We start from the raw sequence: 16,272 nt of genomic DNA, 5'->3' as shown, positions 1-16,272 counted from the left end.
CTGTTTTCATTTTTTTATCGGGTTTCTTTGTGACCAGCCTCAAATCGGAATTGCCGAGCCTTATGGGATTTGCGGTCTTTGCCGCCTTCACCTTCGCGGGCGATGCCTTGAAACCGGAAACGATCGGGATTGTCCCGTCGCTGTTGCTACTGGCAGTCATATTCGTCACGGTTATGTGGTGCGCCTTTTCGGTCGTCCGGCACGCGGAATGCCTGGCAACCCTGCTTGGCGAACCCTTCGGTACCTTGATCCTGACCCTGGCGGTCATCGGGATCGAAGTTGCGCTGATTGTTGCGATCATGCTGTCGGGCGACGCCATTCCGACGATGGCACGCAACACGATGTTCTCGGTCGTGATGATTGTCCTGAACGGGCTGGTTGGCCTGTGTCTTTTGGCAGGCGGCCTGCGCCACAAGAACCAGACCTATAATCTGCAAGGCGCGAATGCGTTCCTGTCGGTGCTTGTGCCTCTGGCAATCTTTGCACTCGTGTTGCCGCGCATCACCCATTCGGCTCCGGGCGGAGAACTATCTCCGCTACAGTCAGCGTTCGATGTCGTCATGTGCCTGCTGCTGTATGGCGTGTTTCTGGCGATCCAGACGGTAACGCACAGCGATATCTTTCGTCAGCCCGACGACGACGGCCATGATGAAGGGCATCATGGCGTAGTCGTTCGGTCGATGCCGTTTCACATCATTGGCCTGTTCGGGGCACTTCTTCCGATCATCCTCCTGTCGAAGAAGCTCGCACTCTATGTGGAATTCGGTATCGAAGGGCTGGGAGCACCGCTGGCCTTGAGCGGGTTCATTGTTGCGGCACTTGTGCTGATGCCCGAGGGGCTCAGCGCCCTGCAGGCCGCACGTGATAACAAGCTTCAGCGCGCTGTAAATATCTGCCTTGGATCTGCGGTGGCGACCATTGGTCTGACCGTGCCGGCCGTCCTTCTCGTGAGTTGGGTGACAGGACTCAAGATTGAACTCGGCCTGGAACCTGCCGACATCATCATGCTCGTGCTGACCCTGTTCATAAGCCTGTTGACGTTCGGCAGCAGGGCGACGAACTATCTCCAGGGCGCGGTTCACCTGGCACTGTTCGCCGCCTATGTAATGATGATCTTCGACTTGTCCTGAAAATTACGCTCTCCTGGAGTTTTTCGTCCGAGCAAATGCTTGGACTGCTCCGGGGAATATGATTTGTATCAATAAAGTTAACACTTAACAGATTGGCCCAACATGCTGCTTTTGACCGAAGACCAGACCCGCGATGCGTTGCCATACCCTGATCTGATAGACGCTTTGGCAAAGATGTTCCGGTCTGGCTGCGTGATGCCAACCCGCCACCATCATGACATGGAAATACCCGGTGAGCCCGATGCGACTGTGTTGCTGATGCCGGCCTGGGTGCCGGGCGGATATGCGGGCGTGAAGGTGGTCAATGTGGTTCCGGGCAATTCGGAGCGCAATCTTCCCGCAATTTCTGCGCAATACCTTTTGTCGGATGCACGAACCGGAGAGATGCTCGCGCTAATCGACGGTGGCGAATTGACAGCCAGGCGCACCGCAGCGGCCTCCGCACTTGCGGCCAGCTACCTGGCTCGCTCCGACGCGCGGCATCTGCTGGTACTCGGCACCGGGCGCCTTGCTCCCAATCTGATCGCCGCGCATATGGCCGTTCGTTCCATTGACGAAGTCACCATCTGGGGGCGGTCCAGGGAAAAGACGGAAGAAGTCGTGCGCTCGCTTGCCGACCAGTTTCCGGTGAAACTGAAATCAGCAACAAGTTTGAAGGAAGCGCTTGGGGAAGCGGATATCGTCAGTGCCGCAACACTCTCTTCCGAACCCTTGATCAAGGGGGCCTTGTTGAAGCCGGGAACGCATGTGGATCTTGTGGGGGCCTTCAAGCCCAGCATGCGCGAGAGTGACGACGATCTTGTCAAGCGGGCAGAGATCTTCGTGGACACCCGCGATGGGTGCCTTTCCGAAGGTGGAGATATCGTTCAGCCAATCAAGGCCGGGGTATTGTCGCCAGGCGAAATCAAGGCTGACCTGTATGAGCTTTGTCGGGGTGACCATCCTGGCCGGCAGAGTGAAGAAGCCATCACCATGTTCAAGTCGGTGGGGGCTGCGCTGGAAGACCTTGCCGGCGCCATTCTTGCCTACCAGTCAGTCGAGCATTGATTGGAAACACACAGGGCGCGGGGCGGTTTGCCGCCTCAGCCCAATTCGAACGTCGTGATGCCGTAGAGCTGGTCCAAAGGCAGATCGGGTGCCAGGCCGCGATACATGCGGAAGGTTTCGAATTCCGGTGACAGCTCGTATTTTTCCGCCATCAGCAATGCTGCCGCATTGGGTTCGGGTGTGTCGAGGATAATGGTCTGCCCTTTGACCTGACCGGCAAGTGTGCGGAACAAGGTATCGGCAATTTCCGGCTCATCCGCGAAAAGGGGCCCGATCTTGTAGCCTTCGTGGCACTGGCGGATAACGCCGTAGCCCCTGACATGACCATCTTCGACAAAGGCAAAGCCGCGGCGTGTTTCCAGCATGGGGGCGGCCCAGGTCTTCAGGAATTGCGTGCGTTCAGCCGGAAAGAAGCGCTGGTCATAATCACGTATGCCGGGAAAAAGGCCATGACCAAGTGGTGCAAGGCGCGGGTCCATGGGCGTATCGCACATTGAGATGCCGGCATGCCGGATGTTCCGGTAGACTGATTTGAACCCGTGCTGGGCATAACTCGCAGTCTGCTCATTTACCGCATCCAGACCGATGACCCGAGACCCCAGATATGCCATTGCATGGTCCCAGATCCGGTGGCCGTATCCCATGGTCCGGAATTCGGGCTTGCAGATATAGAGCCCGATGAAGCCGAATGTATCGCCGTAGCGAACTGCCGAAATAACGTTGATCAACTTTCCGTCTATTTCGCCGGCAAAATACCCGTTCGGATCGGCTGTGAAGAATGCTGGGCCGTCTTCAATCCCGGGGTTCCAACCTTCCTCCATCGCCAATTCGAGTGGAATGTGAATCTCACTTTCCTTCAGCTGGCGAATCCTGAACGCGTCTGTCATCTGACCTCCCGAGCATTTGCAGGCTTTTGCAGCAGCGTAGGATGACTCGAAATGAAAAGAAACACTTGCCTGAGGCGGCATTCCCTCGGCTTTGCCTGAACAGCTGACGGTTGCTGATGTCGTCTCCCTTGCGTCGGAACCACAAGTGTGCATCACTTTCCCTAAGGGTATTTGATCGACGGGGGCGCCGGACGCTTTGGAGCCGGAAGTGCCTCCGTGTGAGTTCCATCACAGACAGGCAGCAGCTCTAGCGCGATAGTTACACGCGGATTTAAGCGCTGAGGACGTTATGCAGAATCGGGATTATCGACCTCTTGCCACACGAGTTGGCAAATCTATGACCTCCACCAAGCCTGTGGGCCGGTTGAGGAAAGCTGTCAGGATGGGCCTTCTGAGCCTGCCGGTGGGTGCTGCTCTTGCTTTGCCTTCCGCCCAGGCGATGGCACAGACCGAGGACGGGCGCAGGGTTGCGCTGGTCATCGGCAATCAGGAATACCAGTATGTGACCCCGCTGGAAAATCCCGTTACGGACACGACGGAAATCGCCAGGATCCTTCGGGAGGCCGATTTTGATGTGACGATCGGCACGGACCTCAACAAGAAGGATCTGGAACAGGTCGTACGCCGGTTCCTGCGCGAACTGAATGACGGCGACACGGCGCTGTTCTACTATTCCGGTCATGCGCTTCAGGTTGGCGAATCCAATTTCATTCTTCCTGTCGATGCCAAACTGTCCTCTCAATACGACCTGGAATTCGAAAGCCTCAAGGTGTCCCATCTGCTGGACTACATGAAGGCCGCTTCCAGCCTGCAGATCGTCATGCTTGATGCCTGCCGGGACAACCCGTTCGAAATCGCAAGCCTGTTTTGGGGCGAGGAAGAATATTCGCTCGGAAAGACCAGAGGGCTGCGCCGGATTCCGAACAAGCTCGGCACATTTATCTCCTATGCCACACGTCCTGGTCAGGTTGCCTACGACGGCAAGGGGCCGATGAGCCCGTTCACCTCTTCTGTGGTCGAAAATGCTCTTGATCCGGCGCTCGAGATCAAGGACCTGATGACCAAGGTTCGCGATGACGTGGTTCGCAAGACCGGCGGCCAGCAGATCCCATATGAGGATTCAACGCTCGTCACCAGCTTCTATTTCGTACCGCCCAAACCGGCTCCGATCGTGACTGCCCATCACAGGGTCAGTGTATCTGCATCGGCTGAATCCGTCCCGATCAGCATCCCCGAACCGGTTCAGCCGGAAGGTGGTACGCTGAAGGCGAAGCTCACCTTGCTACCTGAAAAAGGTACCTTGAAGCTGCGGGGAGGCCGGGCCGTTGCTGAGGGGGACGTGATAGATGCGGCAGAGCTTGCCAGTCTCGAGTTCTTTCCGGAAGGCACCCAACCCGGCGACGTGGAACTGATCTCCTACGAGGTAGAGGACCAATGGGGTGGTTCTGCATCCGCGATCGCCTCAATTACGGTCGCACAGGCCGAAACGCCGGTGCAAAACGAGCAGGTGGAGGAAAACCGCACAAAGCGGCTTGAAGCTCTCCTGTCATGGCTGGGCAACACGGCCTCAAAGGGAGCGGTAGAAGCTGATATCGGTACCGGCCCCGTAAACGTCTATCCGGATGCGCCTGTCGAGGATCTGCCGGCAACAAGCGATTGGCTGAAGGTTGTCTCTGTCGATACGGACCTGCAGCTTGCTTCCGACAACCGATTGCTGCAGGCCGGCGACCGTTTTCCTGTTTCTGCGCTCGCGACGTTGACCGTCCGTCCGCAGATCGGCAGTGAAAGCGAAGCGCGGAAATTTGCTCTGGAACTGCCGGCTGTCGAAGGAACGCCCGCCAGAACCATCACGCAGATTGTTCAACCCCGTGTAACGCAGTGCGATCGCCTGGCAACCCAGCCTTTCGATTTGCAGGCGGTTACGGAAGGACGGCTCGCCAACGATCTTGATGCGGCGGCTGTGGATACGGCCTGCGCCGAAGCGATGGCTGCCTACCCGGAGATCGGCCGGTTTGTCTTCCAGCGCGGCCGTGGAGCATTTGCCGCTGGTAACCTGCAACAGGCTGTCGGTTACTTTGAACAGGCCTACCAGATGGGACATGTTCGTGCCGGCCAGGTGCTGGGGCGCATGTATTTCCTGGGCGCCGGGATCGATCGTGACCGCGAGAAGGCTGTTGACCTATACCGCAAGGCTGCGGAGCGGGGAGACGCCTATGCTCTTCATTCGCTTGGTATGGCCGAGATCAAGGGCGAAGGCACGGCCCAGAACGAAAAGGACGGTCTGGACAAACTGCTGCAGTCGGTGGAGGCAGGCCACACGTTCTCGTTCAATGCCATTGGTGGCTTCTACCTGAATGGCCAGCACGTGGAAGAAAACATCGACCGCGCCGTTTATTACTACAATCGCTCGGCATCGCGGAACGACATTTATGGCTACCTGAACATGGGGACACTGTACCGCGATGGTAAAGGTGTGCCGCAGGACTATGAAGCAGCACTTGGCTGGTTCATGAAAGCACATGAAGGCGGGCATCCCGCCGCAGGCACGGCCATCGGACTGCTTTACTACAATGGCCAGGGTGTTGAGAAAAACGCGGAAGAGGCAACTCGCTGGTTCCGTGAAAGTGCCCAGCGCGGAGATCCCTGGGGTGCATTCAACACCGCGTGGATGCTTGGCCAGCAAGATGGCGATGCCGCAGGCCAGGACCGTGTTCGCATGCTTGCCATGGCTGTGGCTGTTGAACCGTCTTCGCAGGCTGCCGAGCAGGCAAAGACCGCTCTCGGCGATGCGCGGAAAAACCTCAAGGCAAAGGTGTTGCAACAGACCCTGACCGATCTCGGTTTCGATCCAGGACCGGTTGACGGGCAGCCGGGACGGAAAACCCGTGAAGCCCTGGCCGACTTCTTTGAAGCCTCTGGACGGGCGCCTTCCGAAGGCGATGAGGCCCTGATTGCACTGGTAAAGCATCAGTGGGAACAGAACCGTCCCAGATATGATCTGTTTTAATCGTTGAGGGAGATATTCAGATGAAATCGTTCTTGTACTTATTGCCAGTCACAGGACTGCTGACGCTGATGGTGGCAGGATGCCAGACACAGCAAAACCCGGCCCCGCAAGGTGTCAGGCAGCCTGCGACCACGAGCCCGACGACCAATAGGGCTTCGAGACCTGCCTATGATCCGATCAACGATCCTAGCGCTCAAGACCGCAACAACGGCAACAGCGGTGGCGGCAATAGCGGTGGTGGAAATAGCGGCGGCGGAAACAGCGGTGGCGGCGGCAACAGCGGCGGCGGAAGTGGTGGCGGTGGTGGCGGCGGCGGCCCAAGTGGCGGCGGCGGCGGTAGCTGGGGCTAACCTCGCACAGAAAAGGTAACACCGATGAATGTTCCATTTGGCCTGGCGTCCGGACGATATTTCTGGGCCAGAGTGTGCAGCCTGTTTCTTATCGCAGTGAGCTTTGGCTCGACAGCGGAAGCCGGACAGTGGCGAGCACTCGTTGTGGGCGTCGACGCCTATCAGCACGTTTCTCCCTTGAAGGGGGCGGTCAATGATGCGCGAGACATCGCCGAAACACTGACAGCTGCCGGTGTTACCGACCTGACCACGCTATACGATGCCGATGCATCGAGGCAGGCAATCCTGTCTTCGTGGCAGGATCTCATTTCCCGCGCGGATGCTGATGATGTTCTTGTTTTGTCCTATGCTGGGCATGGGGCACAGGAGCCCGAGTGGGTAAAGGGTTCGGAAGAAGACGGCATGGACGAAGTCTTCCTTCTGGCTGGTTTCGATATTGCGGCACCGGGTAATGGCGAGAGACTGCGAGACGATGACATCGCCGCAATGCTCCGGGCTGCCGGTGGTCGCAGTGTTCTGGTTCTGGCAGATAGCTGTCACTCGGGCACAATGACCCGATCCGTGGACCCACGTATCACACGTCTGGGGACGCGGCTGGTTGGTTTACCTCCGTTCGAGAACGACGCCCTTCGCTCTCAACCTCTTCCGCCCATGCTGGCCGGAAACGCGCAGCAGACAGGCGACGTTCAGGACCTTCCCAACGTTATATACGTAGGCGCTACAGTCGATGGACAGGTCATCCCGGAGCTTTTGATTGCCGGTGAACCGCGCGGTGCCTTGAGCTGGGCCTTTGCGCGCGGTGTCGAGGGAAGGGCGGATCTGGATCGTGATGGCGGTATCTCCATGGAGGAGCTCAACCTGTTTCTCAAGGAAACCGTACGGGTCGCAACGGAGGGGCGCCAGTCACCCAGCCTGACCATGAGCGGTGACAGCCGCGCCGCTGTCCTGCCGCGTGTCAACGAGCAGATATTCACACATGAAAACGGCGTCTTGACCCTGTCTGCGAGCACCAATGCTGCAACACCGGTATTGCAGCAGCTGGCCGGCAAACAAGAGGGCCGCCTGAAGGTCGTTGAAGATGGGACCGCGGATCTGTTCTGGGATGTGGAAGAAGGCGACGTCCTGACCAAATTTGGCGACGTGGTGCTGCGCGGCAAGGCGACCAACATCGACCGGTTTTCCGATGTTGTGACCAAATGGGGTTTTCTGACCGATCTTTATGCCTTGTCGCGTGAGCGCCAGCCTATTGAAGGAACACTCCAGCCGTCAGTCGGGCATATCCCTGAAGGAGATGCGTTCAAGGTTGGTCTTAAATCGGACCAGTCAGGCAATATGGCCGTGTTCGCGCTGGAAGCAGACGGCACGCTTCGTCTGCTTGCCCCCAACAAGAAAGCGGATCCGCTTGGCAAGGACACCACGGTTCAGGCAGCCAAGCCTTACGTGTTGAACTTGAGGGCTGCCCTGCCGTTCGGTGCGGACCATATCGTTATGGTACGGGCGGCCAAACCGATGCCTCAATTGGTCGGCGTATTGGCTGCACTCGATGGCAAACCTCTGAGCGCCGAGCTGACACCAAAATTACTTGAGTTGATTGGCCAGTATGCAGATGCCGTGGGTATTGCCGGTGTCTACACGGAGCCTGCCGGCTGACACGCGAGGTCTCCTTCTATCTTGTTGCGCTTGAAAAGAATTTTTGTGACCATGGCCACACTCATTTCGCCATCCTCTGGTAATATCGAACCATAGTCAGCGCTGGGCTGCGTCGAAAAGGCCGGGCGTATTTGGAATGACCAGGGAATCAGGAGCCCTTCATGAAACGGATTTTGAAGCATGCCTGTTCAAGGCGAAGTTTGCAGGCCACGAGTGCTATCGCTGGTCTGATGTTTGCGCTGTCCGCCGGATCTGCACTAGCGGATCCGATTGCGCTGGTGCTGGACAAGTCGGAAGGTGTTGATGTGTCCGCGTTTACCGAGCTAATGCCTGGTGACGTAGTCGATCTCGGCGCTACCGGACATGTTGACCTGCTGGACTATTCCGCGTGTCAGGAAGTCAGGATTCAGGCCGGTGTGCTGAAGGTATCTTCCGAGGGATACACCGCAGAAGGTTCTGAACAGAAAGTTCTGAGAGCGGGTAACTGCTTGCAGGCAGACAGCGGAACCGACAGCGAAAAGGCTGACAAAGGTCTGACCGTCACGCTGCGTGGCCTTACACTGGAAAACAAGAAAGCTGCGTCATTGATGTTGCGGTTCGACAACAAGCTGCGCGATCAATACGACACGGTGTTTGTTTCCTTTGGGGGCGGTGAACCCAAGCGCTTCGATATGCTCGACAATATTCTGACCGACATGCCGAACCGTGAGCCGGAAGACGAGGCCGTTGAGGTTGAGCTGTTCCTGCAAGGCAAGGCGCCAGACTATGGTGTCGTCATGCGCACGATCACCATTGACCCGGTCCAGGTTGGACGGAAAACCGCTGTCGTCATCGTGAAATGATATCTGGCGGCCGGTTCGCGGACGCAGCCATTGGACGAAAACAGCTCATCTTGCTCATCGCACTCGTTGCGGTAGGGGCTGGGATCGCCATCGGTTTATCCGCTCAAAAGGCCATCTGGGAAGGGTGGGTGACAGACCGCCTGTTCCAGATCAAGGCCCTCATGGACAGCAAGGAGCAGGCAGGTCCTGCACCTGTTGTCGTGGTCGGCCTTGATCAAAAAGCGCTTAACTCCGACCGGTTGGCACCAATACCGCGGGTTCTGATGACCCCGGTTCTGGCAGAGGCCGGACAAGCCATGTTGAATGCCGGCGCGGTGGCGCTGGGCTATGACTTTGTATTTGCCTATAGTGCGGACGGCTTTGTGGATCCCAGCACCGGCGAAGCCAGATTGAAAGGTTTTGATCTGGCATTTCAGCGGTTCCTCTATCAGAACCGCGGCAAGGTGTTTATTGCTCACACCGAAATAGGCGTACCTCAACGCATGTTTTCCGCTGCAGCCGGTGAGGGCGGTGTCAGGTCGGTTATCGTTTCAACTGACAGCGACGGTGTGGTGCGACGACACGAGCCGCATTCACCTCTCACCGCTTCGCCACATCTGATCGATGCGCTTTTGGGTATCGCAGGTGTCGAGGTCGCCGAAACCTACATTCCGGTGCCATCCGCCCGCCTCGCAACGTCCGTTCCGTATCTTTCGCTTATCGACGTTCTGCAGCTTCTGGAAAGTGAAGAGGGCAGGCAGGAGCTTGCCCGTTTTGCAGAAGGCCGCATCGTACTGTTCGGCGGGCTGTTGCCCTATGAAGACGAGCATCTTTTTTCTGACCGTTTCCTGCCTCATCTGCCAGAACAGCTGGCAGAAACGGGGCCAAGCGGGCGACCGCGGGTACAGCCGCAAACCGCCGGTGTATTTGTACTGGCCGATTTCATCGGCTCGCCTATCGCCGGAAGGATCGTGACCGAGCCTCCCGCTGGTCTCGTCCCCGCATTTGCGGTCATCTTTGCCGTAGTTGGCGCGCTCGCAGGTCTGTCGCTTCCGCTGGTCGTCTTACCTGTTGTGGCTCTCGGCGGAGTGCTTTGCGGACTGGGCCTGAGCCTTGGCAGTACGGAGCTCGGTATGTTTCCTTCGCCAGGCGTTGCTCCGGTTGCCTTCGTCACCGCGACAATCATCGCGGCTGTCGGGAAGGTCGGCATCCTGCAGCGCCGGCAGAGGTCTCTGGTGAGGCTCTTCGGTCACTACCTTGCCCCGGATGTCATCAAGCTGATGGCGAGTTCCGAACAATTGCCGGCGCTTGGTGGGGAAACCCGGCATGTCGTCGTGGCCTTCATCGATATCGTCGGCTTCACCAAGATGTCGGAAAAACTCGCCGATAAGGATGTGGTGCGCGTGGTCAATTCCTGTTTCGACAGGATCGGACAGGTGATCACCGCTCACCAAGGGTATATCGACAAGTATATCGGCGACGCGATCATGGCGGTCTGGAACGCACCCAATACGGTCGAGCATCCCGAAAAATCGGCTGTCGATGCCGCAACAGAAATCATAAATCTGCTAGACAGATTGCGCGAAATCACCGGACAACCGCCGCTGGACCTGCGCATAGCCCTTAATGCCGGACCGGTTCTGGTGGGCGACATCGGTGGTGAACATCGCCGTTCCTTCACCGTCATGGGTACCACCGTCAACACGGCAAGCCGGGTCGAATCCGTTGCCAAGGACCACAAGGTTCGTCTCGCAGTCAGTCAATCGGTCGCCGAGAAACTGCCTTCGTCCTATCCGGTTGCTGAGATCTGGAAGGGACAATTGCGTGGTCTCAGTTCCGACATCACCGTTTACACTCTGGATCTACCTGAAATGTACATGGAGCCGGAAGAAAAACGGACGATCGCGCGGCAGGAACAGGACAGGAGCAAGCTGGTCACGTTTCCGCGCTCCTGACGAAGCGCTTTCAAACACAGCATTTTTTGCATCTTTCCCAATCATCCGGCATGATCGGGATATTGATTTTCGGCAGCCTGAGCAGCTGCGACGCTGCGCTTAAGGTCTCACAATGGTCCAATGGCCTGACAACCAAAATCCGGGTGCTCATCGCCCAGAGTTTGACAGGACCGTGATCCGTCCGTCGCAAAAGGCGCCACAAGCTAGTCCTACCGCTACACCACCACCAAAGCCAGGAGCTGCGCCGGCCAAGGGGGCGGCTCCGAAACGGTCACCCATTGTACTTTATGCTGCAATGGCCATCGGGTTCCTGGTGCTGGGCGGTGCTGCTGGCGGCATTGCCCATCTGATCTCCTCCGGCGCGATATCCCTGTCACCTCCCGAGGAAATCGGGTTACAGGAGATCGCCGAAGCGGTGTCGGACAGCGCCTCTCCGGAAAATGCTCCGCAGCAAGATCCGGGCGAAACCGTCGCCAACGACCAAGCCCTGGAACAGGATGTTGATGACACTGCGTTGACCAACGAAGAGGATCTCGATGTTCCGGCCGATCCGTTTTTCGACATGGCGCTCTCTGCAGTCATTCCGTTGGCGGGCGACCCGGTCCTTTTGAAGGATGGTGCCGCCAATCGGCGGATAGACTTGTCGGAGCGTCCAGTGCCAGCCGCTGCGATCGGGGACGGTGCTGCGTCGGTACCGTCTGTTGCCGCATACGTGCTGGACAGCCAGATGCTGGACGATGACGGCAACCTTGTTATTCGCGCACCGGGTAGTGAGGCGGACTTTCAGTTCGGCAATTTCGGGGGAGGAGATGAAGCCGAGGGCATAGTCGTTGAAGAAGATGCGCAGCCCGCGGACGATGGTTCTCCCGATTTGCCGGTGTTTCTGAAACCGTCAACTGACACGTTGAACCTCTATCTTACCGAGCGTCCCATCGGTCAGGGGCCCAGCCGGGTCGAAGTACGCGAGGAGGTAGCAAAAGCGGCTCCGCTCAAGGATTTCCTGAAAGGCAAAGGGTTCGATGAGGAAGTCATGGATTCACTAGTGGAATTCGTCAAGGAGAACTTTGACAAAAGCGATTTGATCGCAGGCGACAAGATCGCGGTGCGTGGCGTTCGCATGCCGAACAAGGTAGGCCGGATTGGCGATTATTATCGGCCTGTCCAGATTTCGATCTACGGCCGGGAAGGGTATATCGGTACAGCCGCCTATTCGGTCGGAAGAGACGGGGACGGGTATGTAGCCGGCGCCGATCCCTGGTTTGGCAAGACGATTGTGGAACAGAAGATCGCGGGTGAGGAGGCAACTCAACCTGCCAACTCGCATCGCTTGATCGACGGTGTTTATGCCACCGCAGTCCGCAATGCCGTGCCCGCTTCTATCGTGGGCGAGGCAATCGCATATTTGGCGCCCATGACCGACCTGAAGCGATCGATCAAACCAGATGAGAGAGTTACTCTGGTATTCACGGACAGTGCTCGAGACGAGAAGCGTGGCGGTGGCAGGGTGCTCTTTGCCGGTGTTCGGCGTGGGGACGACTGGTCCGTTCGCTGTTACGTGCTGAAAGCGCCCGGTAATCGCGGTTTTGCCTGTGTGAACGAAGGCGGCAAGGTGAGTTTGTCCGGCGCCATGCTTGTCCCGGTCAAAGGTGTTCTGACATCGAAGTTCGGCATGAGATTTCATCCGATCAAGAAAACGGAACGCCTGCATGCCGGTGTCGATTGGGCGGCCCCCACTGGAACCGCGATCCACGCGGCCTTTTCCGGAAAGGTCACCTATCGCGATGTGCGAGGCGGGTATGGCAATTTCATTGAACTCACCCACAAGGACGGAATTACCAGCCGCTACGCGCATATGCATGAATACGCCGATGGCATCCAGCTAGGGTCTGTGGTTCAGGCGGGTGATCTGATTGGTTACGTCGGAACTACGGGGCTTTCCACCGGACCGCACCTTCATTTCGAAATCAGGCACAGGGGAGAGCCGACAGACCCGCTGGCCTTTGAAATGGAGACGGGAGCGGAAGCACCGCAGTCTGTCGGGGGCAAGGATCTGCAGGAATACCGGACGGTGATTGCCGACATTTTGAGCGTGCAGTGAAACAGGACTTGCGGAAGCGCTGAAATACGCCAGACTGTGATCCAGGTCCCAGTATTTGTCGCAGGAACGTTCATTCTGGCAAGAGTGTAACAACGCACGAGGCTGCCATGACCAGACCAGCTGCCCGCCTGGGCGATTTTCATATGTGCCCGATGACACCCGTTCCACCGGGGTTGCCGATTGCGCCACCATGCAAGATCAACGTCCTGATCGGCAAGCGTCCTGCTGCGAGAATGACGGACCTTTGCGTGTGTGTCGGCCCTCCGCCGGCAAATGTCGACCCCATTATCATGGGGTCGCTGACTGTTCTTATCGGAAGTTTGCCCGCGGCCCGCATTGGTGATCCAACAGCCAAGGGTGGCGCGATCACGACAGGGGAATTTACCGTTCTTATCGGGGGCTGAACCAGGACCAGCGACAATCAGGCAGATTTCCGGGCAGAATCGAAACGCCGGACAGGTGGGAGAACCTGTCCGGCGTTTTTGTTGGTTGATGTCAGCTGGCCGGCTCGATTTCGATACCGGTTTCCGTGGCTTTCAAGGTCACGCCCTTCAGTTCTTCGCCGTTCATTTGCGCCGTGAGGAACGCACGCGACAGCTTCGGCAGAAGGTCGTTGGTCAGGATGTTGTCGATCATGCGGCCACCGCTGTCCGGGTCGCGGCAGAGTGAAACGATATGGCTCACCACGTCGTCGCCATAACTCAGCACGGCATCCCGGTTCTGCTTGACCCGTTTGACGATACGGTTGAGCTGAAGCCGGACGATGAATCCGAGCATGGACGGCGACAGCGGATAGTAGGGGATGGTCACGATACGGCCGAGCAGGGCCGGCGGGAACACGTCGAGCAATGCCGGTCTCAAGGTTTCCGCGAGCTTCTCCGGATCCGGTGCATTCGGGTCGGCTGCCGCAAGATCCGGATCACTGGAAACCGGCGCATCCAGCATGTGACTTGCTGCATTCATGATGATGTCAGTGCCGACATTCGAGGTCAGCAGTATCAACGTGTTGCGGAAGTCGATCTTCCGACCCATTCCGTCTTCCATCCAACCCTTGTCGAAGACCTGGAAGAAGATTTCGTGAACATCCGGATGAGCTTTTTCGACTTCGTCCAGAAGGACGACCGAGTAAGGCTTACGCCGCACGGCTTCGGTCAACCGGCCGCCTTCGCCATAGCCTACATATCCCGGAGGAGCGCCTTTGAGACCGGAAACGGAATGCGCTTCCTGGAATTCGGACATATTGATGGTGATCAGGCTTTCCTCACCACCATAAAGGGTCTCGGCAAGGGCCAGGGCGGTTTCGGTTTTACCAACACCGGAGGGGCCGCACAGCATGAACACGCCGATTGGCTTGTCCGGATTGCCCAACTGGGCGCGGCTGGTCTCGATGCGCTTCGAGATCATTGCCAGGCCATGGGCTTGACCGATCACGCGCTTGTTGAGGCTGTCGGTCAGCGTCAGGATCGTCTGCATTTCGTCCTGCACCATCCGGCCGACCGGAATGCCGGTCCAGTCGGAAATGATGCTGGCAACAGCCTCATCGTCGACATAGGCATAGACCATGCGATCGTCTTCGGGGATTTCGGAAAGCTCCGTGCGCATCGCCTGGAGCGCTTCGCGAATGGCGTCTTCGTTGGTCAGGTCGACGTCAAGTTCAAGCTCGATCTCGTCGATCGGAACTAGAGCGGGCTTGTCGTGCTGCGGATCTTCGATTGCCTCGCTTTCCGGATGAGGCGCAGGATCAACACCGCGAAGCTTTGCAAGAGCGGCATTCAAACGCCGGATTCCGGCTACCAGTTTCCGCTCGCTTTCCCACTGATTGCGGACAGTCTCAATGTCGCTTTCGGTTTCCGTAATCGCGTTGGACAGTGCCTCGAGCTGTTCCTGATGCTCCAGGCCCAGTTCGGCATCGTTGGTCAGGGCCTTTTTCTCTGTCTCCAGAAAACCTTTTCGGGCAACCAGGTCCAGCAACCGGGCTGGCTGTGCTGCTTGCGAGATGTTGACGCGTGCCGAGGCGGTGTCGAGAACGCTGACAGCCTTGTCCGGCAGCTGGCGCGCTGGAATGTAGCGATGTGACAAAGATACCGCCGACCGCACAGCGCTATCGAGGATGCGGACCTGGTGATGATCTTCCATCGGGCCAAGCAGGCCGCGCACCATGGCAAAGCACTTTTCCTCATCCGGTTCGTCAACCTGCACGGGCTGGAAGCGCCGTGTCAGGGCCGGGTCTTTTTCAAAATGCTGGCGGTATTCCGACCACGTCGTGGCCGCGACGGTCCTGAGTGTGCCGCGGGCAAGTGCAGGCTTCAGAAGGTTGGCCGCATCGCCCGTTCCGGCAGCGCCGCCAGCTCCGATCAACGTATGGGCTTCGTCAATGAACAGGATCGTCGGCACGATGGAACCATGGACGGCATCAATGACCGCGCGCAGACGTTTCTCGAATTCGCCTTTCATCGACGCGCCGGCCTGAAGCAAGCCGAGATCCAGCGCACAAAGGCGAGTGCCCAGCAGCGCGGGCGGAACATCACCGGCAACGATTTTCTGTGCAAAGCCTTCGACGATAGCCGTTTTGCCGACGCCGGCTTCGCCGGTCAGGATCGGGTTGTTCTGGCGGCGGCGCATCAGAACGTCGATGACTTGCCGGATTTCTTCGTCGCGGCCGACGATCGGATCGAATTCCTTTGCCCGCGCACGAGCTGTGAAATCTACAGTGAACTGGCTGAGTGCATCTTCCCCGGGGCCGCCTGCCGCGAGCGGCTCTGCGCCCGGTTCGCCTGCTGCGCTACCGGAGGCTGGACTTGAACCGTCGATGGGCCTCGCCCGCACTTCACCGGATGATCCGGCGATGGCATCCAGGTTGTTCGCGATTTCATCGTGCTTGAGCTTGTTGAGAGCCTTGGACAGCTGGAAAAGCTGCGTGCGGGTGCTCTCTTCGCCAAGCATGAAAAGAAGGACATAGGCCGTGCGGATTTTGTAGTCGCCGTATGTCAGCGTGCCAACGAACCAGGCTCCTTCCAGCGCTTCGCGGAAAGGCTTGGACATGGACGGAAGTTCGGTCTGATTGATCTTGAACTCTGCAAGCGCGGCCTGCAGGTCCTTGTCCAGGGTGCCGAGATCGACGTCGAAATGCCGCAGAATATGAAATACATCAGAATTTTCGTTGCGGATCAGATAGTAAAACCAGTGGACCAGCTCGAGATGCCGGTGGCCGGCATCCTTCGTAAGCCTCATGGCCTTGTCCAGGCTGTCGTAGGCAGTTGAGTTGGTCTTGTTGACAACTTTTTCAACCGTAATGTCATTCATAATATCGGTCCTTCAGACTTGAGA

At 57.8% G+C, this 16,272-nt stretch carries 11 protein-coding genes; 9 read left to right on the top strand and 2 right to left on the bottom strand.

The features are described 5' to 3' along the window. Positions 1-29: 29 nt before the first annotated feature. Positions 30-1,130, top strand: coding sequence for a calcium:proton antiporter (locus ACP90_RS15885; RefSeq protein ID WP_062488894.1), 1,101 nt, complete (start codon positions 30-32; stop codon positions 1,128-1,130). Positions 1,131-1,232: 102 nt separating this feature from the next. Next, positions 1,233-2,177, top strand: a complete 945-nt coding sequence (locus ACP90_RS15880; RefSeq protein ID WP_055653978.1) for an ornithine cyclodeaminase family protein — start codon at positions 1,233-1,235, stop codon at positions 2,175-2,177. A 35-nt stretch (positions 2,178-2,212) separates the two neighbouring features. Here ACP90_RS15880 and ACP90_RS15875 read toward each other — a convergent pair whose 3' ends face one another. Beyond that, positions 2,213-3,064, bottom strand: a complete 852-nt coding sequence (locus tag ACP90_RS15875) for a GNAT family N-acetyltransferase (protein WP_062488893.1) — start codon at positions 3,062-3,064, stop codon at positions 2,213-2,215. Positions 3,065-3,446: 382 nt separating this feature from the next. Here ACP90_RS15875 and ACP90_RS15870 point away from each other — a divergent pair, with 382 nt between their 5' ends. The 7 genes from ACP90_RS15870 (at position 3,447) to ACP90_RS15835 (ending at position 13,349) form a co-directional block, all read left to right on the top strand. After that, positions 3,447-6,071: a caspase family protein gene (locus ACP90_RS15870; protein WP_158514185.1), complete on the top strand. Its 2,625-nt coding sequence runs from the start codon at positions 3,447-3,449 to the stop codon at positions 6,069-6,071. Between the two features lie 20 nt (positions 6,072-6,091). After that, positions 6,092-6,421: a hypothetical protein gene (locus ACP90_RS28285; protein WP_145915783.1), complete on the top strand. Its 330-nt coding sequence runs from the start codon at positions 6,092-6,094 to the stop codon at positions 6,419-6,421. A gap of 24 nt (positions 6,422-6,445) precedes the next feature. Then, positions 6,446-8,071, top strand: a complete 1,626-nt coding sequence (locus ACP90_RS15860) for a caspase family protein (RefSeq protein ID WP_082809757.1) — start codon at positions 6,446-6,448, stop codon at positions 8,069-8,071. A 161-nt stretch (positions 8,072-8,232) separates the two neighbouring features. Then, positions 8,233-8,913, top strand: a complete 681-nt coding sequence (locus ACP90_RS15850; protein WP_208993332.1) for a hypothetical protein — start codon at positions 8,233-8,235, stop codon at positions 8,911-8,913. Then, a complete protein-coding gene (locus ACP90_RS15845) occupies positions 8,910-10,847 on the top strand; it encodes an adenylate/guanylate cyclase domain-containing protein (RefSeq protein ID WP_062488887.1) in 1,938 nt (645 codons plus the stop codon). The genes ACP90_RS15850 and ACP90_RS15845 overlap by 4 nt, the downstream gene beginning before the upstream one ends. Before the next feature lie 295 nt (positions 10,848-11,142). Further along, on the top strand, positions 11,143-12,945 hold the full coding sequence (locus ACP90_RS15840) for a M23 family metallopeptidase (RefSeq protein WP_062488886.1): 1,803 nt from the start codon (positions 11,143-11,145) through the stop codon (positions 12,943-12,945). A gap of 107 nt (positions 12,946-13,052) precedes the next feature. Further along, a complete protein-coding gene (locus ACP90_RS15835; protein WP_031268781.1) occupies positions 13,053-13,349 on the top strand; it encodes a PAAR domain-containing protein in 297 nt (98 codons plus the stop codon). A 91-nt stretch (positions 13,350-13,440) separates the two neighbouring features. Here ACP90_RS15835 and tssH read toward each other — a convergent pair whose 3' ends face one another. Next, the gene (tssH, locus tag ACP90_RS15830; RefSeq protein ID WP_062488885.1) at positions 13,441-16,248 is read right to left on the bottom strand and encodes a type VI secretion system ATPase TssH; all 2,808 of its coding nucleotides are present in this window, start codon (positions 16,246-16,248) and stop codon (positions 13,441-13,443) included. Positions 16,249-16,272: the final 24 nt, after the last annotated feature.

It is taken from the genome of Labrenzia sp. CP4 (assembly GCF_001579905.1).
Lineage (GTDB): Bacteria > Pseudomonadota > Alphaproteobacteria > Rhizobiales > Stappiaceae > Roseibium > Roseibium algicola.
Note: the sequence above shows the minus strand (reverse complement) of the source record. Positions and strands in the feature narration are given on the sequence as shown.